At 56.7% G+C, this 25,807-nt stretch carries 36 protein-coding genes; 26 read left to right on the top strand and 10 right to left on the bottom strand.

Annotated elements, in window-relative coordinates:
- The first annotated feature begins 32 nt into the window (after positions 1–32).
- Complete coding sequence (locus QUE75_RS14980; RefSeq protein ID WP_106694842.1) at positions 33–461, top strand: organic hydroperoxide resistance protein; 429 nt, start codon at positions 33–35, stop codon at positions 459–461.
- 162 nt (positions 462–623) lie between these two features.
- Complete coding sequence (locus QUE75_RS14975) at positions 624–1,730, top strand: histone deacetylase family protein (protein WP_106694843.1); 1,107 nt, start codon at positions 624–626, stop codon at positions 1,728–1,730.
- Positions 1,731–1,798: 68 nt separating this feature from the next.
- Here QUE75_RS14975 and QUE75_RS14970 read toward each other — a convergent pair whose 3' ends face one another.
- Positions 1,799–2,344: a nucleoside 2-deoxyribosyltransferase gene (locus QUE75_RS14970; protein WP_286251378.1), complete on the bottom strand. Its 546-nt coding sequence runs from the start codon at positions 2,342–2,344 to the stop codon at positions 1,799–1,801.
- Between the two features lie 226 nt (positions 2,345–2,570).
- Between QUE75_RS14970 and QUE75_RS14965 the strand changes: the two genes are divergently transcribed.
- The 7 genes from QUE75_RS14965 (at position 2,571) to QUE75_RS14935 (ending at position 7,411) form a co-directional block, all read left to right on the top strand.
- Positions 2,571–4,058 carry a type VI secretion system PAAR protein gene (locus QUE75_RS14965; RefSeq protein WP_286251377.1) on the top strand — a complete coding sequence of 496 codons (1,488 nt, stop codon included), beginning with the start codon at positions 2,571–2,573 and terminating at the stop codon, positions 4,056–4,058.
- The gene (locus tag QUE75_RS14960; RefSeq protein WP_286251376.1) at positions 4,051–4,446 is read left to right on the top strand and encodes a hypothetical protein; all 396 of its coding nucleotides are present in this window, start codon (positions 4,051–4,053) and stop codon (positions 4,444–4,446) included. The genes QUE75_RS14965 and QUE75_RS14960 overlap by 8 nt, the downstream gene beginning before the upstream one ends.
- A gap of 81 nt (positions 4,447–4,527) precedes the next feature.
- Positions 4,528–5,151 (top strand): ankyrin repeat domain-containing protein, encoded by a 624-nt coding sequence (locus QUE75_RS14955; protein ID WP_286251375.1) that lies wholly within the window; start codon positions 4,528–4,530, stop codon positions 5,149–5,151.
- 100 nt (positions 5,152–5,251) lie between these two features.
- Entirely contained in the window at positions 5,252–5,707 is a 456-nt protein-coding gene (locus QUE75_RS14950; protein WP_286251373.1) for a CopD family protein, read from the top strand.
- A 45-nt stretch (positions 5,708–5,752) separates the two neighbouring features.
- On the top strand, positions 5,753–6,292 hold the full coding sequence (locus QUE75_RS14945; RefSeq protein WP_286251371.1) for a CPBP family glutamic-type intramembrane protease: 540 nt from the start codon (positions 5,753–5,755) through the stop codon (positions 6,290–6,292).
- 98 nt (positions 6,293–6,390) lie between these two features.
- The gene (locus tag QUE75_RS14940) at positions 6,391–6,960 is read left to right on the top strand and encodes a DJ-1/PfpI family protein (RefSeq protein WP_138437040.1); all 570 of its coding nucleotides are present in this window, start codon (positions 6,391–6,393) and stop codon (positions 6,958–6,960) included.
- Between the two features lie 70 nt (positions 6,961–7,030).
- A complete protein-coding gene (locus tag QUE75_RS14935) occupies positions 7,031–7,411 on the top strand; it encodes a ribbon-helix-helix domain-containing protein (protein ID WP_058092303.1) in 381 nt (126 codons plus the stop codon).
- 47 nt (positions 7,412–7,458) lie between these two features.
- Here QUE75_RS14935 and QUE75_RS14930 read toward each other — a convergent pair whose 3' ends face one another.
- A complete protein-coding gene (locus QUE75_RS14930) occupies positions 7,459–8,085 on the bottom strand; it encodes a DUF938 domain-containing protein (protein WP_286251367.1) in 627 nt (208 codons plus the stop codon).
- Positions 8,086–8,098: 13 nt separating this feature from the next.
- Positions 8,099–8,542 (bottom strand): YHS domain-containing (seleno)protein, encoded by a 444-nt coding sequence (locus QUE75_RS14925; RefSeq protein ID WP_286251365.1) that lies wholly within the window; start codon positions 8,540–8,542, stop codon positions 8,099–8,101.
- Between the two features lie 155 nt (positions 8,543–8,697).
- Here QUE75_RS14925 and QUE75_RS14920 point away from each other — a divergent pair, with 155 nt between their 5' ends.
- From QUE75_RS14920 to QUE75_RS14910, 3 genes are read left to right on the top strand one after another with little or no spacing between them, the layout of a single operon-like run.
- A complete protein-coding gene (locus tag QUE75_RS14920; RefSeq protein ID WP_061333674.1) occupies positions 8,698–9,078 on the top strand; it encodes a DUF6152 family protein in 381 nt (126 codons plus the stop codon).
- 8 nt (positions 9,079–9,086) lie between these two features.
- The gene (locus tag QUE75_RS14915; RefSeq protein ID WP_286251362.1) at positions 9,087–9,572 is read left to right on the top strand and encodes a hypothetical protein; all 486 of its coding nucleotides are present in this window, start codon (positions 9,087–9,089) and stop codon (positions 9,570–9,572) included.
- A 39-nt stretch (positions 9,573–9,611) separates the two neighbouring features.
- On the top strand, positions 9,612–11,360 hold the full coding sequence (locus tag QUE75_RS14910; protein WP_286251361.1) for a DEAD/DEAH box helicase: 1,749 nt from the start codon (positions 9,612–9,614) through the stop codon (positions 11,358–11,360).
- 109 nt (positions 11,361–11,469) lie between these two features.
- Here QUE75_RS14910 and QUE75_RS14905 read toward each other — a convergent pair whose 3' ends face one another.
- On the bottom strand, positions 11,470–12,210 hold the full coding sequence (locus tag QUE75_RS14905) for an AraC family transcriptional regulator (RefSeq protein WP_286251359.1): 741 nt from the start codon (positions 12,208–12,210) through the stop codon (positions 11,470–11,472).
- Between the two features lie 80 nt (positions 12,211–12,290).
- Between QUE75_RS14905 and QUE75_RS14900 the strand changes: the two genes are divergently transcribed.
- The 3 genes from QUE75_RS14900 to QUE75_RS14890 all read left to right on the top strand — a co-directional run bounded on the left by QUE75_RS14900 (position 12,291) and on the right by QUE75_RS14890 (position 14,558).
- The gene (locus QUE75_RS14900) at positions 12,291–12,740 is read left to right on the top strand and encodes a hypothetical protein (RefSeq protein WP_106694861.1); all 450 of its coding nucleotides are present in this window, start codon (positions 12,291–12,293) and stop codon (positions 12,738–12,740) included.
- Positions 12,741–12,829: 89 nt separating this feature from the next.
- A complete protein-coding gene (locus tag QUE75_RS14895) occupies positions 12,830–13,534 on the top strand; it encodes a class I SAM-dependent methyltransferase (RefSeq protein WP_061333683.1) in 705 nt (234 codons plus the stop codon).
- 103 nt (positions 13,535–13,637) lie between these two features.
- Positions 13,638–14,558, top strand: a complete 921-nt coding sequence (locus QUE75_RS14890) for a bifunctional transcriptional activator/DNA repair enzyme AdaA (RefSeq protein ID WP_286251356.1) — start codon at positions 13,638–13,640, stop codon at positions 14,556–14,558.
- A 4-nt stretch (positions 14,559–14,562) separates the two neighbouring features.
- Here the strand turns inward: QUE75_RS14890 and QUE75_RS14885 are convergent, their stop codons facing one another.
- Complete coding sequence (locus QUE75_RS14885) at positions 14,563–15,555, bottom strand: MBL fold metallo-hydrolase (RefSeq protein ID WP_286251353.1); 993 nt, start codon at positions 15,553–15,555, stop codon at positions 14,563–14,565.
- Between the two features lie 106 nt (positions 15,556–15,661).
- Between QUE75_RS14885 and QUE75_RS14880 the strand changes: the two genes are divergently transcribed.
- Positions 15,662–15,823, top strand: a complete 162-nt coding sequence (locus QUE75_RS14880) for a hypothetical protein (protein WP_171040041.1) — start codon at positions 15,662–15,664, stop codon at positions 15,821–15,823.
- A 19-nt stretch (positions 15,824–15,842) separates the two neighbouring features.
- On the opposite strand, the gene soxR is transcribed toward QUE75_RS14880, so the two are convergent.
- Complete coding sequence (gene soxR / locus QUE75_RS14875) at positions 15,843–16,310, bottom strand: redox-sensitive transcriptional activator SoxR (protein WP_286251349.1); 468 nt, start codon at positions 16,308–16,310, stop codon at positions 15,843–15,845.
- 143 nt (positions 16,311–16,453) lie between these two features.
- Here soxR and QUE75_RS14870 point away from each other — a divergent pair, with 143 nt between their 5' ends.
- From QUE75_RS14870 to QUE75_RS14860, 3 genes are all read left to right on the top strand, one after another.
- Positions 16,454–17,095 (top strand): MBL fold metallo-hydrolase, encoded by a 642-nt coding sequence (locus QUE75_RS14870; RefSeq protein ID WP_106694866.1) that lies wholly within the window; start codon positions 16,454–16,456, stop codon positions 17,093–17,095.
- A gap of 64 nt (positions 17,096–17,159) precedes the next feature.
- Positions 17,160–17,771, top strand: coding sequence for a class I SAM-dependent methyltransferase (locus tag QUE75_RS14865; protein WP_106694867.1), 612 nt, complete (start codon positions 17,160–17,162; stop codon positions 17,769–17,771).
- A gap of 65 nt (positions 17,772–17,836) precedes the next feature.
- Entirely contained in the window at positions 17,837–18,271 is a 435-nt protein-coding gene (locus tag QUE75_RS14860; RefSeq protein WP_152438825.1) for a DUF4399 domain-containing protein, read from the top strand.
- Positions 18,272–18,282: 11 nt separating this feature from the next.
- Here QUE75_RS14860 and tenA read toward each other — a convergent pair whose 3' ends face one another.
- The gene (gene tenA, locus QUE75_RS14855; protein WP_286251347.1) at positions 18,283–18,951 is read right to left on the bottom strand and encodes a thiaminase II; all 669 of its coding nucleotides are present in this window, start codon (positions 18,949–18,951) and stop codon (positions 18,283–18,285) included.
- A gap of 101 nt (positions 18,952–19,052) precedes the next feature.
- Between tenA and QUE75_RS14850 the strand changes: the two genes are divergently transcribed.
- Positions 19,053–19,508: a GatB/YqeY domain-containing protein gene (locus tag QUE75_RS14850; protein WP_152438823.1), complete on the top strand. Its 456-nt coding sequence runs from the start codon at positions 19,053–19,055 to the stop codon at positions 19,506–19,508.
- 53 nt (positions 19,509–19,561) lie between these two features.
- Here the strand turns inward: QUE75_RS14850 and QUE75_RS14845 are convergent, their stop codons facing one another.
- Positions 19,562–20,230: a glutathione S-transferase gene (locus QUE75_RS14845; RefSeq protein ID WP_152438822.1), complete on the bottom strand. Its 669-nt coding sequence runs from the start codon at positions 20,228–20,230 to the stop codon at positions 19,562–19,564.
- A gap of 192 nt (positions 20,231–20,422) precedes the next feature.
- Here QUE75_RS14845 and QUE75_RS14840 point away from each other — a divergent pair, with 192 nt between their 5' ends.
- A complete protein-coding gene (locus QUE75_RS14840) occupies positions 20,423–21,061 on the top strand; it encodes an SDR family oxidoreductase (protein ID WP_106694872.1) in 639 nt (212 codons plus the stop codon).
- A 3-nt stretch (positions 21,062–21,064) separates the two neighbouring features.
- Here the strand turns inward: QUE75_RS14840 and QUE75_RS14835 are convergent, their stop codons facing one another.
- On the bottom strand, positions 21,065–21,964 hold the full coding sequence (locus tag QUE75_RS14835; RefSeq protein WP_286251344.1) for a hypothetical protein: 900 nt from the start codon (positions 21,962–21,964) through the stop codon (positions 21,065–21,067).
- Positions 21,965–22,075: 111 nt separating this feature from the next.
- Here QUE75_RS14835 and QUE75_RS14830 point away from each other — a divergent pair, with 111 nt between their 5' ends.
- Genes QUE75_RS14830 through QUE75_RS14820 form a run of 3 tightly spaced genes read left to right on the top strand, consistent with a single transcriptional unit; the run spans position 22,076 to position 23,933 of the window.
- Positions 22,076–22,462: a DUF2750 domain-containing protein gene (locus QUE75_RS14830; RefSeq protein ID WP_138437062.1), complete on the top strand. Its 387-nt coding sequence runs from the start codon at positions 22,076–22,078 to the stop codon at positions 22,460–22,462.
- Positions 22,463–22,488: 26 nt separating this feature from the next.
- Positions 22,489–23,184 (top strand): VWA domain-containing protein, encoded by a 696-nt coding sequence (locus QUE75_RS14825; RefSeq protein ID WP_138437063.1) that lies wholly within the window; start codon positions 22,489–22,491, stop codon positions 23,182–23,184.
- A 38-nt stretch (positions 23,185–23,222) separates the two neighbouring features.
- Positions 23,223–23,933: a DnaJ domain-containing protein gene (locus QUE75_RS14820; RefSeq protein WP_286251341.1), complete on the top strand. Its 711-nt coding sequence runs from the start codon at positions 23,223–23,225 to the stop codon at positions 23,931–23,933.
- Positions 23,934–24,016: 83 nt separating this feature from the next.
- Here the strand turns inward: QUE75_RS14820 and QUE75_RS14815 are convergent, their stop codons facing one another.
- The gene (locus QUE75_RS14815; protein ID WP_286251339.1) at positions 24,017–24,685 is read right to left on the bottom strand and encodes an Npun_F0296 family exosortase-dependent surface protein; all 669 of its coding nucleotides are present in this window, start codon (positions 24,683–24,685) and stop codon (positions 24,017–24,019) included.
- A 296-nt stretch (positions 24,686–24,981) separates the two neighbouring features.
- Between QUE75_RS14815 and QUE75_RS14810 the strand changes: the two genes are divergently transcribed.
- Positions 24,982–25,326: a PBPRA1643 family SWIM/SEC-C metal-binding motif protein gene (locus tag QUE75_RS14810; RefSeq protein WP_286251337.1), complete on the top strand. Its 345-nt coding sequence runs from the start codon at positions 24,982–24,984 to the stop codon at positions 25,324–25,326.
- Positions 25,327–25,354: 28 nt separating this feature from the next.
- Positions 25,355–25,786 carry a DUF3010 family protein gene (locus QUE75_RS14805; protein ID WP_058092217.1) on the top strand — a complete coding sequence of 144 codons (432 nt, stop codon included), beginning with the start codon at positions 25,355–25,357 and terminating at the stop codon, positions 25,784–25,786.
- The last annotated feature ends 21 nt before the right edge of the window (positions 25,787–25,807 follow it).

Below are 25,807 nucleotides of genomic sequence, written 5' to 3'. Positions count from 1 at the left end.
AGTTCATTTTAAACCGAGACGGAGTATTGCTTATGTCCATTGAACAAGTGCTTTATCGTGCCTCTGCTGAAGCCACTGGCGGCCGTGATGGCCGGGCCATTTCCTCAGACGGGGTGTTGGACGTTGAACTGACAACCCCGAAAGAACTGGGTGGCGCAGGCGGCAAGGGCACTAATCCTGAACAGCTGTTCGCTGCTGGCTATTCGGCCTGTTTTATTGGTGCAATGAAGTTTGTTGCCGGTCGCGACAAGTTGCCTTTGCCGGAAGATGCTTCCATCGAGGGCGAAGTGGGCATCGGCCAGATCCCGGCCGGCTTCGGCATTGAAGTGGAGCTGAAAATCTCGCTGCCGGGCATGGACGACGCCCAAGCACGAAAGCTGATTGATGAAGCTCATAAGGTGTGCCCGTATTCGAACGCCACTCGTGGCAACATTGACGTAACGCTTACCCGCGTCGCCTGATTCGTCAGGCTTGCGGCGCAAGCATTCACGCCGTCGCCAGGTTTCAGATTCACGTTGAGCGACTTTAAGGGGGTGCCGGGCGCCTTAAGCGACTACGCTTTGTTGAGTGAGTAGAGCAGATGCGTTCCGGAGGGAGCCTGTTTTAAAGGAGAACGAAAGGGCATGATCGGCGATCGCAGCGTAAAGGTGTTTTATGACGAAGTGATGCTCGGGCACAACCCGGAGGTGGATCTGCCTTTCATGCCCAGCCGGGTGGAAAAGCGCGTGAGGTCGATTCTCCAGGGGCTCAATTTCAAGTGGAGTTATCCGGAACATCCGGGCCGCCTGTCTGCTATCAAAGCATACCTGGATGAGAATCCGATAAACGGTGTGCGGTTTGTTAGTGGGGCGGCCCCTGCCACCTACGAACAGTTGGCGCGAGTGCATACCACTTCGTACTTGGACCATCTTTTTTCCATGGCGGGTAAACGGGCCTGGCTGGACAAGGATACAACGGCGGTGTCGCCGGATAGCATCAGCGCTGCCACGGCGGCGTCTGGGAATGCCATCGCCGCTGTAACCAGTGTTGTGAAGGGGGAGTGTCAAAGTGCTTTTGCACTGGTGCGGCCGCCGGGCCACCATGCGGAGCCGGTGCGGGCCCGTGGCTTCTGCCTGCTGAACAATGTTGCGATTGCGGCGGCCCACGCCCAGGCCAAACTTGGCTGTGAACGGATTCTGATCATCGACTGGGATGCCCACCATGGTAATGGCACCCAGGATATTTTCTGGGCTGATCCGGATGTGCTTTTCTTCGATACCCATTGTGCGGCGCCGTTCTATCCTGGCTCTGGTCATCTTGAGGAGGTAGGCGAGGGGTTGGGTGAAGGCTATACCATCAACGTTCCGCTGCCGGAATCCGCGGGTGACGTTGCCTTTGAGAAGGTTTTTCGCGAGATATTGATCCCGGCGGCTGATTACTTCGGGCCAGACCTTGTTCTGGTCTCTGCCGGGTTTGATCCCCACCGTAACGATATGGCGCTGAACCTGACCTACGACGGGTTCAGGGCGATCACCCGTATTGTTCAGGATATTGCCGACAAACATTGTGACGGTCGGCTGGCCATGGTTCTGGAAGGCGGCTACAACCTGACCTCGCTCTCCAAAGGCGTTCATGCGGTGCTGGAGACCTTGGCAGGCGGCGATGCTCCCGAAATACGGGAAGTGGGTGTAAGAGAGGCGGAGCAAGCGGCGGAGTTTCATCGCTCGGCCTTTGAGGATCTTGAAGAGTAGTTGTTGTGGAGGGCCCGTAGTGTCGCGCCGTTAACAGCCCGCCAGGGCTTGGGCTTGCCAGAGTCTGTTCAGGCATGGGCGAGCGCTCTTACGCAGCGGCTAAACACCTCCGTCGAGAAAAATCGGTGCTCGCCGGATTGCTGTGCCACGAACAGCTGGCCACCGGATTCGCGGATTCCCCCCTCAATCATCAGGTTATCACTCATCTCGAAATCCTCAATGGTATGGCCAAGTTCGTCCTGGAAGGTTGCACCTGCCCGTTGCTGATAAAGCCGGCTGTCCAGGGTGAACCCGAACGCGGGCTTGCCCTGGCCGATCATGTAACCCACCTCGAATACAGTACCCGGATCGGCGCTGATGCCACGAAAGGGTGTGAGGTTGGCAATGATGGCGTCGCAGCTGTCCATCAGTTCTCGGTTGGCCTGGTATATCCGGTGGCCGCGCTCCGGTTTTGCCTCTTTGTCTGAAAACGTCAGCGCTGTGTCTAGCGGGTCGACGCCCTCGAATCCTGCGTCCCGGAGCAGGCGTTTTTTCTCGGCGACGATGGCTTGGTGTTCCTCTGCCGGGAAGAAGACTTCCGGGCCGGCTAGGTAGATGCGGTTTGGTTTTGGCATGTTAACGAGGTCTCTCATTTGAGGGCGGGCCACGGCCCGAAGCATAGTGTGGAAATCTTGTGCCGGCAGGCCATCGGATTCAAGCTTAAACACCTCCCAAGCGGTATCTGTCTGAACCAACTTTTGGGTTGGGTCTTGGTGAGTCTTTGTTTACCATATGGCGTGTGGTGCCAGTGACCGGCCCGAAATCGATGGATGGCTCTTCAAGGAAAGAAGGAGCAAAGGAATGAGCAAGAAAGTTGTGTTGCTGGGTGACTTGGGTACAGAACACCAAGGATTCCCTCCCACGCCGGTTATTGCCGGCTACCCCGATGTACTGATCGACGGCAAACCTGTCGCCCGCGTGGGTGATCCTCTCGCCCCGCACTCCAAGCCCAAACACCCTCCCCACCCGCGAGCCATCGCTGCGGGTTCGGCAACCGTGCTCATCAACGGTATTCCTGCGGCAGTCACAGGCAGCGCGGTCTCGTGCGGGGGCGTCACTATCGGCAGTGGTAGCGTTGTGATTGGCGATACCTTCACGCCCACGCCGTTTTCGGGTATCTCACCGGCGCCGTCAAAGCCAGCTCCGCAAGCGGCCTCTCGCGCTAATCTCTCTGGCAGCGCTATTCCGGAATCACAAAGTGCCAGCGGTGTCGGTAATGGCACGAACAATGCCTCTGCAGGTGGGCCGGCTGCATCCAGTATGGCGGCATCAACTCCAATCTCATCCCCAACAAAGGATCAGTCTCAGGCTGCGGTAGAGCCGGGTTACCACGTCGTTCGGAGGCCGATGAGTAAAACGGAATTGTTGAACGCCTTGTACGGAGACGCCTCGGCAAAGCCAGATCATTTTGATCGTTTGAATCCAGGCCTGGGCGGACAGCTGATGCCCGGTGAGATGGTTGTGCTGGGAGACCCTGAGGGTATGGAATGCACTCAAAAAGAAGTCGAGTTGATGGAGGTGGCGGCGCAGGTAAATGCCCAGGTTAGGTCACTGGAGCAGGATGAAGCGCAGTTTCTTGTCAAATACTACGATTTATTGGAGGCCATCACCTCGACAGGTTCTGCGGGTCTGGGTGCAGGCGCCGTGATGGTTTCCAAGCAGATTGGCAGCATTGAGTCGACTTTGAAGAACATCGAGCGGCTTCATCAGGACAGTTACCGGAGGCATGGGCACCTCAACCACCCGGAGTTTTTCGAGAAGCGGCGAGCGCTTTTCAAAGAGCTGGATTTTGCTCTGGGAAGTGTGGCCCGCAAGGGGATGTCACTGGATGATGATGCAAAACTAAAGCGGTCGTTGGGATTGTCATCTAAGAGCATTGTGCATAATTGGAAAACGGCTGGGGTTGGCGGTATACCTGGCTATGCAACGCATTATGAGCGAGTGGCTAGGGGGGCGAAGTATGTCCGGAATGTGGGCTATCTTGGGGTCACTCTGGATGTATCCATGTCGGCGATGAAAATTCATGAGGCTTGCACTGCGGGTGACGAGAGGGCGTGTCAGGCCGTTTCGTATCAGGAAGGCGGTAAGCTCTTGGGCTCGATGGGTGGCGGTGCTATCGGGGCGGGCGCCTCGTATGGTTGCTTGGCCTTTGGAGTTACCTCTGCAGGTATTGGCGGTGTCGCCTGCGCGGTGATTGTCGGCGGTATTGGTGCGGCATTTGGGGGACGCGTTGGGGGAGGGGGCGGTGAGGCTGCAGCCGAAATCCTGAGAAGGGCTATTCATGAGTAATGAAAAATTGACGTTATTGGCTGAGATCACAATAGTGGCCTCTCTGGGCGTTGGTATCGTTCTGCTTTTGTTGATGGTTACGCTGTTTTTCCGAAAAACAGTGGAAGTGGAACGGCGTATTGCAACTCCAGGCAAGCAGCTGGATGAAATTCGCAGCATCTGGGGAAATGGGCCAATCGGTCGCTGGATGAGGGTGATGCACGTATATGCTTTTGTGGTTTTTCGACACATTCCAAGAATAGGGCCTCGAATTGAATCGAGAATGGGGGATGAGAACGAACCTTTACCTCTCTCACTGAAACTGTGGATTGTTGTGCCTTTCACAGTGTATGCGGTTCTCATGTTTCTGTTCTTCTTTTCAGGTTGGTACATTGGGGCGTTTGATTAGTCGATACCATGAATCGCAAGGCGCTCTTGTCAGGGATATCTGGCGATCCGCCGAAACACACAAAGCTCAAGGAGGAGCAAAGTGCTTATCAAATATTTCCTGGGCCACAAAAAGGCGCTCACCCTATGTGGCGGGTGCCTGGTGATTGCCCTGACGCTATACCCGATGTTCTATCGCACCTGGGCTTTCGGTTCCGATGCCTGGGGGCTGACAGTCATAGCGCTTCTTGACCCAGAGGAAGTGCCCTGGAGCCCTTCGGATTTCAATAGCCTGGCGATCCGGCCTGCAGTGGCCTACTGGCTTCTCACCAATTTCGACTGGCCCTATGAACGCTGCGGTAAAGCGATGACGGCGATGGGTGGCTGTTCTCAACCTTTGGTCAATTTCGTAGGCGCCTCGTTGGATAGGCACGATGCTGATTCCATCATGACGCGCCGTGGCTATGCGTTACTTCGACACTTTGCCGCAAGAGGAGAGCCGTTGAACGGCTACCACAACGGGCTGGCACCAGTGCATGAGGCCGTGCTTTACGCCGATGTGGGTTATCTCCGCGCCCTTCTGGAGTTGGGGGCGGATCCAAGCCTGCCGATTGATAGTCCGGGGAAGGACTATCATGGCTTTAACGCTTTTGAGTTTGCGGTGTTTTTGGAATCCCGGAACTCCGAATTTTATCAGACTATTCGGGCAGAGCTTGAAGCTCTATAGGCGGGCTCGATCGTCCTCAACCGCTTCCGTTGTTTTAGGGTTGTTTCGCGAGGGCTAAACTTATACCTATCACTCGAATTTCTCATTCAGGAGTTGGGTTATGGGTCTCGCCATCGCACTGCATGTCCTATCTGCACTAATCTGGGTTGGCGGTATGTTTTTCGCCTACATGGCTATGCGCCCGGCGGTAGTTGAGGTGATTGATGCCTCACAGCGAGGCGCGTTGTGGTGTGCCACGTTGTCCCGGTTTTTCCGGTGGGTATGGGCGGCGGTGATTCTGTTGCTGGTCACCGGGTACTGGATGATTTTCAGCGTGTTCGGTGGCATGGCCGGTGCCGGCTGGCATATCCACGTGATGCAGGCGCTGGGTATTGTGATGATCCTGATCTACGCCCACGTTTATTTTGCGCCCTTCCGGCGGCTGAAACAGGCAGTGGCCAATCAAGACCCCCAGGAGGGCGGGCGCCAGGTGGGGCAGATTCGCAAGCTGGTTGGTACTAACCTGATTCTTGGGCTGATTGTGGTCGCGATTGGGGCTGGTGGGCGGTATTTGTAGGCCCTGGTGTGCATTCCGGTGAATCCGCTCCATGCAGATAATCCTATGGCGCCAAAGCACATAGTAGAATACTTCCGTGACAACTTGGGCCAGAGCTTTCTGGCTTCTCCTTTTCGGGCTTCGTTGAGGGCCTGGGCGCTTGTGCCGGTGTTTGCCGTTATCGCGGTCTCCGTCGGTTTCGGCGCCGGCTTGTTTCAATTGGGTTGGCTGGATTCGCCGATCACTCCTGTGCTGCCCATCCTGTTGTTTGTGTTCCCGTCTCTGCTTGAAGAGGCCTTCTTCAGGGGCGTACTGATACCGCGAAACGCAGTGGCCTCAGGGCCTGGAAAGGCCGCTTGGAGTGTGGCCATCAGCACACTGATTTTCGTTGCGTGGCATCCCTTCAATGCGCTGTTGTTTAACCCGACGGCCGTTCCTCTTTTTCTGGACCCATGGTTTCTGGTTATCGTGTGCGTTATGGGAGTTACCTGTGGCTGGGCCTACGTCGTTTCCCGCTCTATCTGGGTTCCGGTGATTATTCACTGGGCTGCGGTAACGGTTTGGGTGCTTTTTCTTGGGGGCAGGAATCTGATGCTGGAGCTGTGATTGCCGCTTTAAGACCTGTAGTAACCCCTTAATACCCGCCCCGACACCACCGCTGCTAATGTTTCCTGACCTGGCAATACAAACACAAGGAGACAGCCATGAGCGGGAAAAAGATTCTGATGATTACCGGTGATTTCACCGAGGACTACGAAACCATGGTGCCGTTCCAGGCACTGCAGGCCGTTGGCCATACGGTTCACGCCGTCTGCCCCGACAAGAAAGCAGGCGACACGGTCGCCACGGCGATTCACGATTTTGAGGGTGACCAGACCTACACTGAGAAGCCCGGCCATCGGTTTGCGCTGAATGCGGATTTTGAAGGACTGGACCCCGCCGACTATGACGCGCTGGTGGTGCCTGGCGGCCGCGCTCCGGAGTATCTGCGGCTCAACCAGGATGTGCAGAAGCTGGTTCGCCATTTCTTTGAAGCCAACAAGCCGGTGGCGGCGATCTGCCACGGTGCTCAGTTGCTGGCCGCAGCAGGGGTTCTGGAGGGCCGTAAATGCTCTGCCTATCCGGCCTGCCAACCAGAGGTTGAGCTCGCAGGTGGCACCTTCGCCAGTATCGAGGTTGATCAGGCGGTCACCGATGCTAATCTGGTAACAGCACCTGCGTGGCCTGCCCATCCGGCCTGGCTTGCGCAGTTCTTCAAGTTGCTGGATCAGTAACGCAGCAGGGGCCAGGGCGCTGGCCCCTCAGTACCGTCAAGCGCCATCAACCACATTCGGGGAGGCCGTTATGTGCAAGCTCTTTATCAACGCCGATTCGGAGCTTTGGGTTAGCCGCACCCACTCCCTGCGAATTGACGGCATGGTCACCAGTGTGCGGATGGAAAACGCCTTTTGGCAGGTGCTGTCGGAGCTGGCTGAGCGCGATGGCATGAATCTGCCGCAGATGATCACCCGGCTTTATCACGAGTCCATTGATGCAGGCCATGATCTGGGCAATTTCACATCCTTTCTCCGTGTCTGCGCGCTGCGCTACCTTGAGCTGCAACTGAGTGGTGACGTGCCGAGGGATACCCGGGTGCCAATCGCTTCGCTGGATGCAGACCGTATTCTTGCTGGTAAGCGCGGTAAATCGGCAACACCGAAAGTCGTGAGTAAGGCAAGCCACTAGGCGCGAGACACCGCCGGTTTCCTATTCGCGGATACAGCCCCTGACCCTCAGTCTGTCGGTTGTATACCGGTCGCATGCACTGGAACAAACACCAGCATCTCGTTGTTTGCCGGCATTGCATAATCTTCCCACAGTACCAACCCCACCGCCTTGGCCAGCGCAGACAAATCCTCGATATCTCGGATGCCCATGTGTTGCGCCTGAGATCTGAGTGACTGATCAAACGCCCGATTGCTCTCACTGGTGAACTCACCCTGGTGCCTGAACGGCCCATAGAGGCAAAACGCGCCGTCATCAGGCAGGCTTGCACCGATGCCCTGGAACATTTGTTCCACTTCTGTCCACGCCATGATGTGGGCGGTGTTGGCGGAGAACGCCCATCGGAATTCCCGTGTGGGCCATGGGCTGTTGGCCACGTCCAGCTTTCGCATGGGGAGAATATTTGGCAACGCAGCCTGTTCCAGCCGGGAAACAGCCAGGTGCGCGGCCGTGGGGTGGTCCGTTGGCTGCCACTGTATGTGGGGCAGGGCTGCTGCGAAATGCACGGCGTGCTGGCCGGTGCCGGTGCCTATTTCCAGCACGGTGCCCGGTGCATTGAAGACCTCGCGCAGTCTTTCCAGTATGGGGCCCTTGTTGTTTTCGCAGGCTTGGGAAAAGGGCAGGTGGTTGGTCATCAATGCGTTTCTCCTATTTCAGAACGGCTGGCCAGTTCGCATCGGCCTCGCGAATGAGTTGGTTGGTGTTCGCCAGCCAAGACGTCTGTACCGATTGGTTGTAGTTCAGAAACAACCGTCCGTCCCTTATGCTCCAGTGCTGTGGGTCGCCTTTGGCGAGGTAGCCCTGGCTGACAGCCCAGGCGCAATAGCCGCCGTATGCCGGTGCGAATTTTTCAGGGTTGGCGTTGAACTGCGCAAGATTCTCCGCATTGGCAAAACGCCAGGTCGCACCCTGGTACTCTGTAGTGTAACGGGGCGAGCCTTTGACCGGTTTGCCCTGAGTGAAATAGCTAACGGTGTCGTACCCTCCGGCGCCAGTATTGCTCAATAGGCCGGTGTAAACGGGCGGTTCAGCAGCCCAGGCCATGCTGGCCAGGAGCCAAAAGGCAGCAATTAGTGTGATGCGTTTGTTCATGTCAGGGTCTCCGTGCAGTCAGGTGTTGTAGGGAATCTGACAATCGAGCCGGCATTATGTTACGAAATATTGGGTAACAGCCTACTATTAACGCCACTTGGTTGGTGCAAAACTTGAGCGATTACTCTGACACTATCGCGACAGGAGGATAAATCATGCCTCAGCTTCGTTTCATCTTTCTGCTGAGTACTGCCGTGTTTGCTGTATTTCTGGCCACCTCGACAGCTCAGGCACATCACGGTTGGGCCTGGGCCACAGATGAGGAATTCGAAATCACTGGTGTTATCCAATCGGTGCGCCTCGGGAATCCCCATGGCGAGGTGACGATACGCGCGGATGGTGAGGATTGGGTGGTGGAAGTGGGTCAGCCCTGGCGTAATGAGCGGGTTGGACTGACCAGGGAAATGTTGAGCGAGGGGCGGGAGATTACCGTGCATGGTCACCGTTCGGCCCGGGAGGGTGAACGGTTAGTGAAGGCCGAGCGCGTTGTGATCGACGGTCAGGACTTCAATCTTTACCCTGGCCGTGCTTCCTGAGCCCGGGGATGATTGAACCGGCGTTGAGCCTCGTCCAAGAGTTGGCTTTGGTCTCGGCCTTGCGTAATTCCACGTTCATGTACCCGTTGGTAAACGCCGGGCATATTCTCGGGGTTGCAATGCTGGTTGGCGGTATCGTGCCGCTGGATCTGCGTTTGCTGGGGCTTTGGCGCAGGTACCCCGTGACAATGTTCGTCGATGTACTTCGAATAACATCGGCGATGGGCCTGGTGTTGGCGATTGTTTGCGGGCTGCTGCTATTTGCCACGGCAGCCGCGGACTACGCGGGTTCGTGGCTGTTCCAGGCCAAGATCGCGCTGGTGGTGTTGGGCGTATCGAATGCTTTGATACTGGGTAAGGTATTGAAGCGCCGGGATATGGAGAACCTGCCTCTGATGGCGAAAATGCCTTTTCCTGTGCGAGTGGGGGCGGCGTTGTCTTTGTTTGTATGGATTGGTGCGCTGACTCTTGGGAGGTTATTGGGGTATTTTTGAATCGATACTGAATAAATGCAGTAAAGAGGTTTAAGTCTTTTGCTCACACACCTTCGCCCCTACCAGCAGGAAGCTGTCGATGCCACGCTGAATCATTTCCGCAAATCGGACGAATCTGCCGTGATCGTGCTGCCTACCGGCGCCGGCAAAAGCCTGGTGATTGCCGAACTGGCCCGCCTTGCTCGCCGTAAGATTCTCGTACTCACGCACGTCAAAGAGCTGGTGGAGCAGAACCATTCCAAATACGAGGGGTATGGGTTAGCCGGTGGCATCTTCTCCGCCGGGCTGAAGCGCAAGGAGAGCCAGCATCAGGTCACCTTTGCCAGTGTGCAGTCGGTAGCGGCGAACCTGGATCAGTTCCGGGATGAGTACTCGTTGGTGATCATTGACGAGTGCCACCGGGTCAGCGGTGAGGAAACCAGCCAGTATCAACAAATCATTGAGTTACTAAAACAGCAGAACGACTCCCTCAAAGTGCTTGGGCTGACCGCGACGCCCTATCGCCTGGCCATGGGCTGGATCTATCGCTATCACTACCGGGGTTTTGTTCGCAGTGAAGATGACAAGCCCTTTCAGCGCTGCATCTACGAGCTGCCGCTAAGCTACATGATCAACCGCGGCTATCTCACCCGGCCGGAGTTGGTGAATGCAGCGGTGGCGCAATACGATTTCTCGTCGCTGGCTCAGGACCGCTTTGGCGAATACGCCGAGAAAGACGTCAATCAGCTGCTGAGCAAACACAAGCGAGTGACCCGCGCCATCATTGAGCAGGTGGTGGAACTGGCCGCGGACCGCCAGGGCGTGATGGTTTTCGCTGCAACGGTAGAGCATGCGCGGGAGATCACCGGCTATCTGCCGGAGAGCCAAACCGCCCTGGTGACCGGCGCCACCGACCAGAAAGATCGGGACCTGCTGATTCAGCGCTTCAAGCAGCGGCAGCTAAAGTACCTGGTGAATGTGTCTGTGCTCACCACGGGTTTCGATGCGCCCCATGTGGACCTGATCGCCATTCTTCGCCCTACCCAGTCGGTGAGCCTGTATCAGCAGATGGTGGGCCGAGGTCTTCGCCTGGATGACGGCAAAAAGGACTGCCTGGTGATTGATTACGCCGGCAACCATATGAACCTGCATCACCCGGAGGTTGGGGAGCCGAAACCAAATCCAGACAGTGAACCGGTGCAGGTGTTCTGCCCGGGCTGTGGGTTTGCCAATATTTTCTGGGGTAAAACCGACAGTGACGGCCGGGTGATTGAGCATTACGGGCGCCGTTGCCAGGGGCTGCTGGAGCCCGTGGAGGGGGAGAGCGCGCGTGCCTTGCAATGCGACTACCGTTTTCGCTTCAAGGAGTGCCCCCACTGTGGTAGCGAGAATGACATTGCGGCCAGAAATTGCGGGCACTGTCATAAAGCGATTATCGACCCGGACGATCAACTAAGGGATGCCCTGAGGCTCAAGGATGCCATGGTGATTCGTTGCGCGGGGATTTCGTTAAGTGTTGACGGCTGCAAACTTCGAATCATCTACCACGGTGAGGATGGGGAGGAGCTCAAGGAATCGTTTGATTTCAGCAAGCCGGCACAGCGCCACGTGTTTAACAAACTGTTCGGCCGTAGATTTGCTAACGGCCAGGCTCCGAAAACCTTCGGTAAGGCGGAGGAGGTACTAGAGTTGCAAGCTCTGTTGCCGGCGCCGGATTTTGTGATTGCCCGTAAGCAGAAACATTATTGGCGAGTGCAGGAGCGGATATTTGATTATCGGGGGCAGTATCGGAAAGCGAATGAGGTGTGATGCCGTAAAAGGGGCGCATGGTCGCCTACGAGTTCGCTGAGGTGCATGCCAACCCTACGATGGCCGTTAATTCTGCCATTTTTCCAGGAATGAGATTCCTCTTCAGGCGTTAACGCAGAACCTGCAACCCTTGCAGGCCCCGAAGCACCCGTGACGGCGCGATGCCAATCATATCCTGAAACATCCGGCTGAGGTGTGCAGAGTCGTGCAGGCCCGCGCTAAGGGCTGCCTCGGTGAGCGACTGGTTCTTCGCTACGTGGTAGAACACGGAACGCAGGCGCGACCAGCTTCGGTAACGCCGGAAACTGATGCCCACTTCCTCCCGGAAAAGATGGTTGAATCGCGATTCCGATAAGTGCACCTGGTTGGCCAGATTGGCGCGGTTGAAGGGTTGGTCTCCCGCTTCCCGCAAGTAGTCAAGGCTTCGGGCAATGCGGTTGTCCAGCTCGGCTCGGTGCCCAAGTGCCGACGCGGGGAGGAGTTGGGACATGTCAAAGGATTGCAGCCTTCGCTCCAGACTTCTCGGCCGCGCGGGAGAGGAGATTGGGTCGAACACCAGCGGGCGATCACTCAGCCACCCTGCTTTCAGGAGTCGGGTCTCCAGCGCATCCGGTTCCAGGTAGAGGGAGGCTATGTACTCACCTCCGCTATCCAGCCCGTGCTTCACATCGGCATTCACCAGGGCGCTGTGGCAGGTCTCACGGTGGCCATCCGGGAAATGCAGCGTGATGGGGCCACTCAGGCCAATCAAGAGCACCGGCGCGGCATGTGCGTGCATTCTTGCCGGAGGGAGCTCACCCAGGAACAGAGCCCGGTCACGCGCCAGCCAGATGCGTTTTTCCTGTGTCATCGAATAGCCCAAACGTACAAGTTGTACCGGAGCTTGTCCGGCATACTTCAGCCTCACAACTATAACCAAGGAGTAAATGTATGTCTCTGGCCGAAAAGATCTGTCTTTCAGCGGCGTTCCTGTTCTTCATGACGGGGCTTCTCACTGGCATCTGGAAATACCGGCACATGGCCCGAAGCGAGGACGCTTCGTCGCCGACCTATGTCGACATCGCTCACCGCAGTTCACTACTTTACAGCTTTGCGGCACTGCTGTTGGCTGCGTTCAGCGCCCGCAGTGTTTTTGCGGACTGGGTTAACGTTGTGGCGGCTGTCTCGGCCTTAGCGTTTTTCGCGTTTGCCATCGGCACCTATATCCTCCATGGCCTGCTTCAGGACACCGACAACCAACTGCGCCGCCCTCACCGCTTGGGGAAGCGACTTCTACCGCCCTGGATGACTGGGGTATTCATGGTGCTGCTGATACTTGGGGAAGTGGGTGGTAGCCTGGTTTTGGGGGTAGGAGCGATGCTTGGCATCTGGCAGGGCTAGAGAGGCTTGTTTGCCATTCGTCACTGCAGCACCGCTGGAGTCGTTGCTGCAGGTTACAATGGGGCATTTGAAGCGCCGCGGAGCCCCTGATGTCCCTCAAAAAGACCCCAGATCTCTATGAAAAGTTGATTGTCCAGGCATGGGATGAGAACGGGAGGGCCTGGATTGATGCCGTTCGGGATCACGGAATCCGTGCGCCGGGCGTGGCGTCGCGTGACGCTTTGCTTGCCGCAATCAATGACCATGTTCAGCCGAACTCTCGGGTCCTGGATGTGGGATGCGGAGAGGGCTGGTTAGTGGATTTACTGACCGGGTCCGGTTTTCGTGCCGTCGGCGTGGATGCATCCCGCGAGCTAATCGAATACGCCCAAGAGCATCGCAAGGGGCATTATGTGGTTGGAGATCAGTCTGATCTCGCTAAGTTGGGGCTTGGAATATTTGACTTGGTCGTCTGTAACTTTTCACTGTTTGGCGACGAAACTGTGCGCCGATGCGTTATGTCTGTCCCTCAAATGCTGACCCCAGGCGGCGTATTGATTATCCAGACACTGCACCCGATGATGTTCAGCGGAAACGAGGTGGCCAAGAGCGGTTGGCGGGAAGGCACCTGGGCCGACTTGCCCGGCGATTTCGGTGAACCGTCTCCTCTTTATGTTCGGACACTGGACGACTGGAGCCGGTTATTCAGTGAGGCGGGTTTAGGCGTTTCCCGGATGCTGGCACCAACTGCAGGAAATGCCGATCCCAAGAGCCTGATTTTTGTTGTTTCCAGATGCGAGAGGACTGGCCAGTAAACGTCGGCTGGCTTGGCAAGGAGTAACAGGGCAAGAATCGGATGGAAACGCCTGGCAATGTCCGTTGTAATAACCCCGTGCTTGGCGAATATAGGGGAATGACATGCCGTTGCCAGTGGAGCAGGAGATGCGGGCTGTCCTGGAATCCGGGGACGACCGCCAGGAGGGGGATTCACGAATGACCCGACTGGTAAGAATCGCACATTATATTGAAACGCACGCAGACGAGCCGCTGACACTGGCAGGCTTGGCGGCTATTGTTGGGCTTTCTCCCTCGCGGTTACAAAGGCAATTCAAAGAAGCGTTTGGCGTTTCTCCCAAAGCCTATCAGGACGCGGTGCGGATGCGCTTCTTCAAGCAATCCCTGAAAAATGGCGATAAGGTCACGGATGCGATCTTTGCCTCTGGGTTTGGTTCCGTCAGCCGGGTTTATGGGGAAGCGCACCGAAATATTGGAATGCCGCCAAGGGCCTATCGGGCTGGGGGTGAGGGTGAGGTCATCGTTTACGCTTGCCGACCCACCTCTCTGGGCTTGATGACGATGGCTGCAACGGCGAGGGGCGTCTGTTTTGTCCAGTTTGGTGATAGTGAGTCCTCGCTGCTAAGTGGTCTGAAAGCTGAATTCCCCAATGCCGACTTGATCACTTCTCCGGCCCAGAATGCTCCAGAGCTTGATGACTGGATATCGGCCCTGGATCAACACATCAGCCAAGGTGCCCCGAGGCCTGACCTGCCGCTGGATATGCGAGGGACGGCTTTTCAGATGAAGGTGTGGCAATTCCTGTTGAGCATTCACGAAGGCGATGTGCTCAGCTACAGCGAGTTGGCCGCGAAGATCGACAAGCCCAAAGCGGTGCGGGCCGTGGCCTCTGCCTGCGGCAAAAACCGGATAGGCGTGCTGATTCCCTGTCACAGGGTGTTGCGGGGTGATGGCGGGCTTGGCGGGTATCGCTGGGGCCTGGAGAGAAAGCGGGCGTTACTGGATGCTGAGCGGAAACGCCAGAGGGCTGACGCCGATTCTTAGGGGGCTACGGTGGCGACCAGACTTCTCCATGTTGCATTACCCGAAACTCCGATTCGCTCAACCCTTGCCTCTCCAGCGCCAGCCGCAGTCGCCGTGGTGGCTCATCCATGGGCTCGTCAGTGAGTACGAAGGTGCCCCAATGCATGGCGACGGATTGGCGGGCGCCAATGTCCTGATGAATCCTGACCGCCTCTTCCGGTGCCACGTGCACCGGGGCCATGAACCAGCGCGGGTCGTAAGCGCCGATCGGTAGCAGCGCCAGATCAATGGGTGAGAACAGCTCGCCGATACGCTTGAATATTCCGCCATAGCCAGTGTCGCCGGCGAAATAGAGACGGAAACCGTCGATTTCCAGAAGCCAGCTACACCAGAGCGTGGTGTTGGTGTCCGTTGCGGTGCGGCCGCTGAAGTGCTGGGCTGGCAGGCAGAACACTTCCTGGTTGTCGGCGATACGCTCAGACTGCCACCAACCCAGTTCCACCAGGTTATGGATGCCGCGTTTTTCAAGCCAGGGGCGCAAGCCCATGGGAATACAAAAGCGTAGGTGTGTCCCGAAGCGCCGGTGCAACTGGCGCACGGTTGCTTCGTCCAGATGGTCGTAGTGATTGTGTGAAATCAATACCAGGTGGATTGGTGGCATGTCTGCTACGGTCAGGGCCGGCGGTGTGTGCCGCCTTGGCCCGATCAACTGGAATGGGCTGGCACGGTCTGACAACACCGGGTCAGTCAGCACGTTCAGGCCCTGATATTGGAGCAGGAACGACGAATGCCCAAGCCAGACCAGTTGTGGCTTTTGGGGTGGCTTTGCCAGCAAATGGCCATCCGGGCGTAGCAGCGTGAAGCGTTTACCCTGCGGGAAGCGGCGGCCTGGCGCCAATTGCCAGCGCAGGAAATCCCCCAGGCCGTGGCGGGGCACCGGCTCCAGGTTTCGATACCTTCCCCCATGGCAATGGGGTTCTGCGGCAAGGGCAGCAAGGCGTTCACGGTTGACGGTCATGGGTTAGGCTCGCCGGTTGGAATCAGTTCAGCATTATATTTTTGTTTCAGATAGACTGGGAGCGCTGATTCTGGCACTTAAGCCAAGACCTGATATGGAAAACAATATGAGTAAGAAAGCTGTTAAAGCTACCTTAACATCTGCCGAAATTGAAGCGCAGACTGCAGCCTTTTTAAAGTCCGGCGGTCGTGTTGAGCAGGTGGGCAAAGGTAAAAGTGGGCAACTGACTTCCACCGGCACAAAGCAGATCAACCTGAAAAGCAATTGATGATCTCGGGGTAACCCGGTTACTCGGCATCCGGCTCCAAGAGCCGAGCCCCGGGGCCTCGCTCGCCCAATTCATCCCAGGGGTTCCTAAGCCGGCAGGCGTCGATAGACAGGCAGCCGCAGCCAATGCAGTCGCTGAGTTGGTCCCTCAGTCCGGTGAGCATGTCTATGCGGCGGTCCAGGTCTGCCCGCCAGAGCTCTGAAAGGTGTTTCCAGTCGTCAGCGGTAACCGTGCGATCCGTTGGCAGTGCGGCCAGGGCATCGCCGATCTCGGCCAATGGAATACCAAGCCGCTGCGCCACCTTGATCACGGCGATTCGCCGTAACACATCTCTCTGGAAGCGCCGCTGGTTGCCCGCGTTGCGCCAGCTCTTGATCAGCCCCTTTTGTTCATAAAAGTGGATGGCCGATACCGCCACGCCGCTGCGTCTGGCAACTTCCCCAACACTGAGCGTGGCTCGTAGCTCCTGGTTGTTTTCTGTCTTCATGATTGCCTCTGAGGTGCTTGGTCTGGCTATTCTCCCGATAGCCATTTTCCATGATTCTGTTCGTTGACCTCAACTTAACTTTAGGTATTAGGCTGGCGGTGCAGTGACTAACTGTTCAATCAGTGACTATTCAGGAGGATGTCATGAAACAGATTTTTCCAGACCTTTGGCAAACTGACGTCGAGAATCCATTCCCCGGACTTACCACCCACGCCTATCTGCTGACGAGAGAAGAGGGCAACGTGCTCTTCTATAACACCGGTCACGAGTATGAAATTGATGCCATGGCCACCCTGGGTGGCGTTGATTGGCAATTGTTGAGTCATCAGGATGAATTGGGTAAGTCGCTCTTGCGGGTGCGTGAACGCTACGGAGCCAAGCTGGGCGGGCATGCACTTGAGCGGGAATCCTTCGCGGAGATCCTGGAGCCGGATGTTCTGTTCACTGGAAGACAGACTCTGGCTGGCAACATCGAGGTGATTCCAACCCCTGGCCACACACCTGGCAGTACTTGTTTTCAGGTGAGATCGGCGACTGGTAAGACCTACCTTTTCACGGGCGACACGGTTTATCGAAACCGAAAAGAGCAATGGAGCAATGGCTTCATAAAGGGTTGGAGTGACTGTGACACTCTGGTGGCCAGCTTACGGATGTTGCGTGAGTTGCAGCCAGATGTGGTCATTTCCAGTGCATTTGCCGACAAGGACGGTTACCAGGAAATGTCGCCAAACGATTGGGCACGCCACGTGGATAGCGCACTGCAGCCTTTGCTTACGGCTGGGTAAGTCGGGTTAAGGGTCGCACTGCTATACTCGATGAACAGTTGAGGTCGTTAGTGGGGCGAGCGAAATGGATGGAGGAAGTGGCGAGCCGAAGGCCGATTCGAGCCGGAGGACGAATCCGGCGGCCTTCTTTCGCGGATTCCTGCGGGAACCGGGCCAGGTGGGCTCTGTTATCCCCAGTTCAAGATTTCTGGAGCAGCGAATCGTTGAGGCGTCTGGTCTATCTGTCGCCCGACAGGTCGTAGAGCTGGGCCCCGGTACGGGCGGCACCACGCGCGCGTTTCTTCGTCACCTGGGGCAAGACGCACGGCTTCTCTCAATCGAGCTGAGCCCTTTCTTCCATGAGTTGCTTGGCGACATTGTTGACCCCCGCTTTTGCAACCACCTGGGCAGCGCCGAGGATCTCACCGAGATTCTGGCTGTTTACGATATGCAACAGCCAGATGTGATCATCTCTGGGATTCCCTTCTCAAAGATGCCGGCAGCTGTGGCTCATCGTGTCGTACAGGCGGTGAATGACAACCTGGTAGAGGGCGGGCGGTTTATCGCCTACCAATTCCGGAGAGATGTCGCCCGGTTTACCGATCCGGTCATGGGGGCTCATACCAGCTGTACGCTGGAACTGCTGAACATTCCGCCCATGCGGGTATACAGCTGGATTAAAGGTGAGGGTGGTTGAGTTTTTCATAACCGGGAAAGTTAACCTACTATTAGGGAGTGGTTCACTCACTGAAGGAATAGGTTATGAACACCATGATCAGGACACAGCGTGTCACGTTTGGTTTGATCCTTGCCGCTTCGATGGTCGCCGGTGCCCATGGAGCAACGCCTGCGCCTGAGGGGGCGGCGGTGTATTTTGTGACACCGCTCGACGGGCAAACAGTGAGCTCTCCGGTGACGGTAAGGTTTGGCCTGGAGGGCCTGGGCGTTGCGCCCGCGGGCGTGGAGCGCGAGAAAACCGGGCACCACCATTTGTTGGTTAATGTGGATGACCTGCCCCCGATGGACAAACCGATCCCTGCGGATGAACGGCATATTCATTTTGGGGGAGGCCAAACCCAGACCACTCTGGAGTTAGAGCCGGGCGAATACACGCTCCAGCTTTTGGTGGGTGATCACCTGCATATTCCCCATGAGCCGCCGGTGATGTCTGAGAAAATCACCATCACGGTGGAGTAGTGGGCGCAAACCTAGTCGCGCAGATGCAGGCCCATATCCCAGAAGTCGATTTCCAGCCGGGTGGCATCCCGGAAGATGTGGGATAGCTGTTCAAATCGGCTCGGGGTTACGTCCGCCAGCCGTTCATCCAGCCAGCGGATTTCCGCCTGCATGGCGCCCTGGAATTCGTCACTTTCGTACATGGCGATCCAGGCATCGTAGGGGTTGGCGCCGCCCCGCAGCGTTTCTGAGCGCCGGTTCAGCCAGTTGGCGATCTCGCCGTAGCCGACCATGCAGGGCGATAGAGCCACGTGCAGGTCCAGCAGGTCGCCGCGATTGCCTGTATCCAGCACGTAGCGGGTGTAGGCGAGGGTGGCGCGGGCTTCGGGCAGGTTGTTCAGTTCCTGCTCTGAGATTCCCCACTCTTTGCAATAGCTGATGTGTAACCCCAGCTCGGTATCCAGAATGGCCAGCAGCCCGTCTTTGGCTTGCAACAGGTCAGCCAGGGTCGGGCTTTTGTAGGCCGCCAGGGCATAGGCCCGGGCAAACTGGATCAGGAACAGGTAGTCCTGTTTCAGGTAATGCTGGAAGGCTTCCGGCGCGAGTGAACCGTTGCCCAGCTGCTGTACAAAACTGTGTTCGATGTAATCCCGCCACTCGGTGGGAAAAGCGTTTTTGAGATCTTCGAACTGGTACGGCATTGAAACTCCATGGCGGTGGTTGTCGAGTTGGTTTTGAGGGCCCAGGGCTGGTTCTTTGATATTATGCCCACACTCTTTTTCCTTCAAACAGGAGCCCAACCATGGCACAAGCATCTCTCAAGGAACAGCTCGGCAATGCGGTGAAAGACGCAATGCGCAGCAAAGACAAGGACCGGCTGGTTACTCTGCGTATGGCCCAGTCCGCCATCAAGCAGATTGAAATTGATGAGCGCCGAGAGCTGAGTGACGACGATGTGCTGAAGGTGTTGGACAAGATGCTAAAACAGCGCCGGGATGCCGCCAGCCAGTACGATGACGCCGGTCGGGGTGAGCTGGCGGACAAGGAACGGGCGGAAATGGCGATTATTGAGGAGTTCATGCCGGCGGCGTTATCCGAGGAAGAACTGGACGGCTTGATTGCTGAGGCGATCAGCTCAACCGGTGCCCAAGGTATGCAGGATATGGGGAATGTGATGAACGAGCTGCGCCCGAAAGTGACGGGCCGGGTGGATATGGGGCAGTTGAGCAAGAAGGTGCGGGCCGCACTGGCGGGCTGAGCACCGCCCCCTTTTGTTTTGAAGGCGAGGGCCACGGGCCCTCGCTGCTATCCTCAGGCGAAGTCGTACTCGCCGCCTTTCTCAAGGGCCCGCTGGTAAGCCGGCCGGGCATGTACTCGCGCCACCCAGGCAGAGATGTGGGGGCGGCTTGCACCCACAATACCGCGTGCCACTGAGGCTTCCAGCGGGAAGCTCATCTGGATATCGGCTGCGCTCAGTTCGTCCCCCAGGAACCAGGTGTTCTTCGCCAGGTGCGCTTCCACAAAGTCCAGATGGGTTTTGATCATAGGGCCGATGAATATCTGGTTTGTCTTGTCGGCGATGCCTTTCGCCACCGGCCGGATGAAAAATGGCATCGGACTGGTTTTCACTTTTTCAAACACCAGGCGCATGACCAGCGGCGGCATCAGTGAACCCTCGGCGTAATGCATCCAGTAGGTGTAGTCCAACCATTGCTGGCCGCCGTTTTCGGGCAGCATGGTGTCTTTGCCGTAGGTGTGGGCCAGGTATTCAATGATGGCGCCGGATTCTGCCACCACCAGATCACCGTCGGTAATCACCGGCGATTTTCCCAGCGGGTGCACCTTCTTCAGGCTGGCGGGGGCCAGCATGGTTTCAGCGTCGCGCTCGTAACGTTGAATTTCGTAGGGCACGCCCAGTTCTTCGAGCATCCAGAGAACCCGTTGTGAGCGGGAGTTGTTGAGGTGGTGGACTGTAATCATGCGGAAGCTCCGTTCCCGTTAAAAAGAGTGTTCGGGTAGTAGAATAGTGTGTCAGCGGCCTTTTGGTTCACCTTTGATGTAATTCATTTTTAATGATGCTTCTGAATAAACCGCTTTTGTGGCTTGAATTGCGTTCAGCGGGCACTCAACTATAAAAGATACATACGCTGAACAGCGAAGCAGGAGGTCTACATGCACGTGTTTATAGCAGGCGCCAACGGGCAGATCGGGCAACATCTGTTGCAGGAGATGGCAAACAGCAATCATGAGGCCCGAGCGTTGGTCCGTCATCCCGATCAGGGGCCGGAACTGCAGAAGCTGGGCGCCACCGAAACCGTATTGGGGGATCTGGAGCACGACTGCAGTGAGGCCATGCGCGGCTGTGATGCCGTCATCTTTACCGCGGGTTCTGGCCCTCATACTGGCCCGGATAAAACCATTGATGTGGATCAGGACGGTGCTATCCGCCTGGTAGACACTGCCAGGGCCATGGGTATAAAGCGGTTCATCATGGTGAGCAGTATGCGCGCCGAGGAGCCGGAGAAGGGCCCCGAAAAACTTCAGCACTATCTTCGGGCCAAGCGAAATGCCGATGAACACCTGAAGAACAGCGGCTTGAATTACACCATTGTGCGGCCGGGGCGGCTGACCAATGATGACGGTACCGGCAAGGTGGCTGTGAGTGAACGGCTGGCCTCTTTCGCGGAGATTCCCCGGCAGGACGTGGCTCGGGTGCTGCTGGCCGTGCTGGACTCGGATAACACGGACAACCGGGTGTTCGATGTGGTTTCAGGCGACACGCCGGTGGTTGATGCCCTGGCAAAGCTTTAATTCCTACCAGCTGAGCATCACCCGGCCGAAGATACGATCGCCGAGGCGAATATCCCGGGTGCCCGCGTTCAGATCCTGGTATCGAACGCGGGTGTCGATACTGGCGCCTAGCCCCAGCACAACCGCAGGCCACGAATCATTGCCAAAGCCGAGCCGGTAGCTCAGTTCCGCCCGCCATTCCCGAAGATACAGCGCGCTTTCAACCTCGCGGGACTTGTCGAGTGTGGCCCAACGGTCGCCCGCGCGCTCCATCCGGATGGTCCAGCGATGATCGGCGTTTTGCCATTGCAGCAAAACGGGCAAATCCATCAACCAGTGGCCGTTATCCGTGGACTGCGCCCATCTCAACCGCGGCAGCCAGCGGAACGAACCGAAGCGATGATCACCGCCAACACCCACGCTCACGGCTGAGCCCTCGTGCCAGGCCCTGAATACAGCGAGGCGGCCATTGAGTACCTGGCGGTGGAAGTCCTGATGTTTGAACATATTGGAGGTGCCTGCGACGCCCACTTGAGTCTCCAGGTGATAAAGGTTGTGTTGCCACTCGCCCCCGAATGTCAGCCGGTGCAGGTGGCCGTTGTGGGCCGGAGTGCCCGTGCGTATGCGAAGCGGCTGGTAATCGTAGTCCAGGCCAACGGTGGAGGTTGCGCCTTGATAGCGCCAGCCCAGCTCCCGCTGGGAGCGGCTGACGTCTTTGGCGGTGGGCTCTTTGCCGGGCCAGCTATACGGTTGCCAATGACGATACTGCAGGTAGAAAGTGCCTGCAGCGTTAACCGGGCCAGGTTGCGCAAGTGAGATTAACAGTATGGCCGTTGCAGCTGCTTGTGTTGCTGTGGGCCGATGTCTGCTTTGGGCACTGGAGTCGCGGAACACCATGGGGCCTGCCATTGTTCGGGGTGTCATCTAACCATAGCGCTTGTTCAGGCAAGTTGGTTTCTTTCCTGATAGGCTTCAGTTTATACATGGCCGCTTCGGGCGGTGAAACCGGTATTGGTTCCCTATAATGGAGTCTTCATGAGCGATAACCCCTTGGCCCAGATTCTTGAGATGGATGGCGAGGAACGGTATGACTACTTTCTGGATGCCGTCGCCGACGAGCGCGAAATCTGGATTCTGATCAATACCGACAATCAGTTTTTGAAAATTGTCTCGGAAGAGGACGGTGTTGGGTATTTGCCAGTTTGGCCGGGTGCTGAGTTCGCGGCGGATTACGCCAAGGATTCCGGCGACCTCTCACCGAAGGCGGTCTCTTTGCCTGACTTCTTCAAGAAGTGGGTGCCAGGTTTAACCCGGGACGGCTTGGAAGTGGGTGTCTTCCCCGGTGGTGAGGGGGAATTATGGATAACCCCGGCGGAAGAACTCAAGCGTGATCTGCAAGAGGTGATGTCGAGCTCGTTCTAGTCTTACATGGGAGGTGGCGGAGGCTTATGGCTGATAAAGAGCTACGTACCAAATCCGATAAACAGGCCATCGACCAGTTTATCCACCAGGTTCGCACGCTGCCCGCGAAGGGGGGTGGTGAGGGGCGCCTGATCTTCGCCTTGGATGCCACCGCCAGCCGGGAAGCAACCTGGGACCAGGCCTGCCATCTTCAGAGCGAGCTGTTCATGGCTACCAAAGATTTGGGAGGCCTGGCCATTCAGCTGTGTTATTACCGTGGCTTTGGTGAGTTCAAGGCGACCGGGTTTGTGAATGAGACCGGCCAGCTGCTGAACCTGATGAACGGCGTGTCTTGCCTGGGTGGCCGCACCCAGATTAGCCGGGTGTTGGCCCATGCGGTGAAGGAAACCCGGGCAAAAGCGGTAAAAGCCGTGGTGTTTATCGGCGATTGTTGCGAGGAGCCGGTGGATGAGCTTTGCCACTCCGCGGGCGAACTGGGCCTGTTGCGAACGCCGGTGTTCATGTTCCACGAGGGGCATGATCCCCACGCCAAGGCGGTGTTCCAGCAGGTGAGCAAGTTGTCTGGCGGCGCTTACGTACCCTTTGACCGAAACAGCCCGCAGGTACTGAAGGATCTTATGGCGGCTGTCGCGGTCTATGCTTCCGGGGGAGCAAAAGCCCTGGAGGATTTTTCCAGCCGCAGCTCTGCGGAAGTGAAACGTCTTACTCAGCAAATCCGCTAGCATTTGCTGAGTAGACTGAGAGAACCCGGAGTATCTGAGTGCCACTAACGCTGTTGGTTATTGTGTTAACGGTTGTTGCGTGGGTCTGGCTGCGCAGCCAGCCGGCCAGTCAACGCAAACCGGCGATTATCAAGCTGACGTTGATTGTTGGGATCGGGTTGGTGTTGGTTATGGCTGTTACCGGCCGGCTGCATTTTCTGTTCGCGTTATTGGCGTTTCTTTACCCGCTGTTGCGCAGGGTGTTGCCGTCAATACTGACTGGGAACCTACCGGGCGGTGGCCAGGCGAAAACGGGTAATCAATCCCGGGTCGCCAGCGATATCCTGGAAATGAGCCTGGACCACGATTCCGGAACCATGAGCGGCAAGGTTCTTAAAGGCCCAATGGCCGGGCGAGCGTTGTCGGATCTGAGCGAGAGCGAATTTCTGGAGCTTCTGCAGTACTGTCGTATGGAAGACGAAGACTCTGCCCGCTTGCTGGAAACCTATCTGGACCGCCGTTTTGGTGATTCCTGGCGCGCGGATGATCAGGGCGATACCGCTGGCAGCGAATCCGGCCAGCAGTCACGGGCGGGCGGCCCGCTTACCGAGGCCGAAGCGCTGGATATCCTTGGCCTGGAACCCGGCGCCAGCGAAGAAGAGATTGTTCAGGCCCATCGCCGGATGATGCAGAAAATGCATCCGGACCGTGGCGGTAGTAACTATCTGGCGGCACGTATCAATGAGGCGAAGGAGCGGCTTCTAAGCTGATGGGGCGTGCACAGTTCCAGTGAGAAAGCCTGGGTGTCGATGTGTAAAAAGCATCGACACCCAGGCTTTTTTCCCTGACAAAGTTAGCCTTTTCTGCGCCGAGAAACAGCTAAACCGGCAAGCCCAAGCCCCAACAGGGCAAGTGTGCCAGGTTCCGGTACTTGAGCAATCCTTGCCCACGCGTGGTTATCGCTTTCAAACGCGTTTTGAGAGCTGATCAGTTTTACTGTATCGAACAGAGAATCACCGAAAAAGAAGTTGATATAGCGATTGTCGTTAAGGCTAACCTGATTGCCCTGAACCAGAATATTTGGATCAATCGATTGCAGGAACTGGCCGCCAATTGAAGCCAATAAGTCTTGGCCATTGTAGAATTCGAGAGTGTTGTAATTGTCGATGGACCCCCAGTAAAGTCCAAAATAGTTAGCTGTAGTGCCCAGACCGAAGATTGCGGAACCTGCATTCTGTGCGTCTGGCACAGTGAGGTATAGGTTAGGATCATCATTTGGGGATGGAATGCCCGCCGGAGCCGCGTATTGGCCACTTTGAGACCCTGTCACCACGCCAAAATCGCCGGAGCAGGAGGCATAGCCTGCACATGGTGCGGCCGTTTGAAAATCCAGGATAGTAGCGCCGGCAATGCCCGTCTCGTAGATACCGGCTTCAGATACAGTGATCTGGACAGCGTGGGCGCTTGTAGCGGCTCCGATGCTTAACAAGCCGGCAGCAATAACTGATTTAGTCACTTTCATGGTCGATCAACTCCTTTACTACATTAGGAAGGTCCGTTTAGCGGCCTCGGCCAGTGCGGTTTTCAGCAAGAGCCGGGCCATCAAAGAGGAGTTCTTTTGTTTCAAAGGATTACTGGCACCATGAAATCTTCTAAAAGATGAAGTGTATTAAATGTCGACACTTCCGGAGTGGCCGGGATCTGTTGCCATTGCTTGTGCCTATATATTCGACGCCGTAAGCATGCTAAAACGACTCGGCTCTGCGGCTGCAGCAATTCTTGGAGCTGTTGGGCCTTCCCTTTCATCAGGATTTCTGTATGTCAGACAAGTTCTTTTATAAAGGCCGGCAGGATGCTCGCCAGCACCACACCGATTACGGCGGGTTCAAGACCAAGGCCAGTCAGAAAAGCGGCAGCAAGAAATTTCCGCTAACGCTGGTGGTCACCAGTGAGGCACGCAAGCAAGAGATCGAAGCCCAAGTGGCCGAGGCCGGGCTGCACGCCAACATTACCGTAGACAGCCGCGAGGGTGCGGTTGAATCCATAGCCGAGCTGACGGTACTTCTGAACAAGGTTGCGACGGTCGTCACCACGAAAACGCCGTCTCGTAACGACCCGTGCAGTTGCGGTAGTGGCTTGAAGTTCAAAAAGTGCTGTGGCTGAAGGTGTGGCGAACAAAGAGAGCAACATTATGATTATTTGTGGCGTTGAACTTACCGCGAGCGACGCAGTGCTGTGTTTGCTGAAACTGGATCGGGGGCTGATCAGCTTGCCGGAATGCAAGGTGCGCAAGCTATCGCTGGTTAAAAACCACACCCGCGAAGACCTGAAACAGTTCCAGGCGGCGTTCGCGGAACTGATGGCAGAGCACGAGGTAACCCGTGTCGCGATCAAGGAACGCATGCCCAAAGGCAAGTTTGCTGGCGGAGCCATCAGCTTCAAACTGGAGGCGACGATACAGCTGATTGCCGACCCGGATCTGGACGTTAGATTGCTCCCTCCTGCGTTGATCAAGTCTACGCTGGCCGCCAACCCGCTGCCCATTCATTTTGAAGCGACCGGTTTGAAAGCCTTCCAGGAAACCGCCTTCACCGCAGCCTATGTTGGATTGATGGCGAAGTAATGGGGCGTTATCCGCAGAACG

The organism is Marinobacter shengliensis (genome assembly GCF_030297115.1).
In the GTDB taxonomy this organism is placed as follows: domain Bacteria; phylum Pseudomonadota; class Gammaproteobacteria; order Pseudomonadales; family Oleiphilaceae; genus Marinobacter; species Marinobacter shengliensis.
Note: the sequence above shows the minus strand (reverse complement) of the source record. Positions and strands in the feature narration are given on the sequence as shown.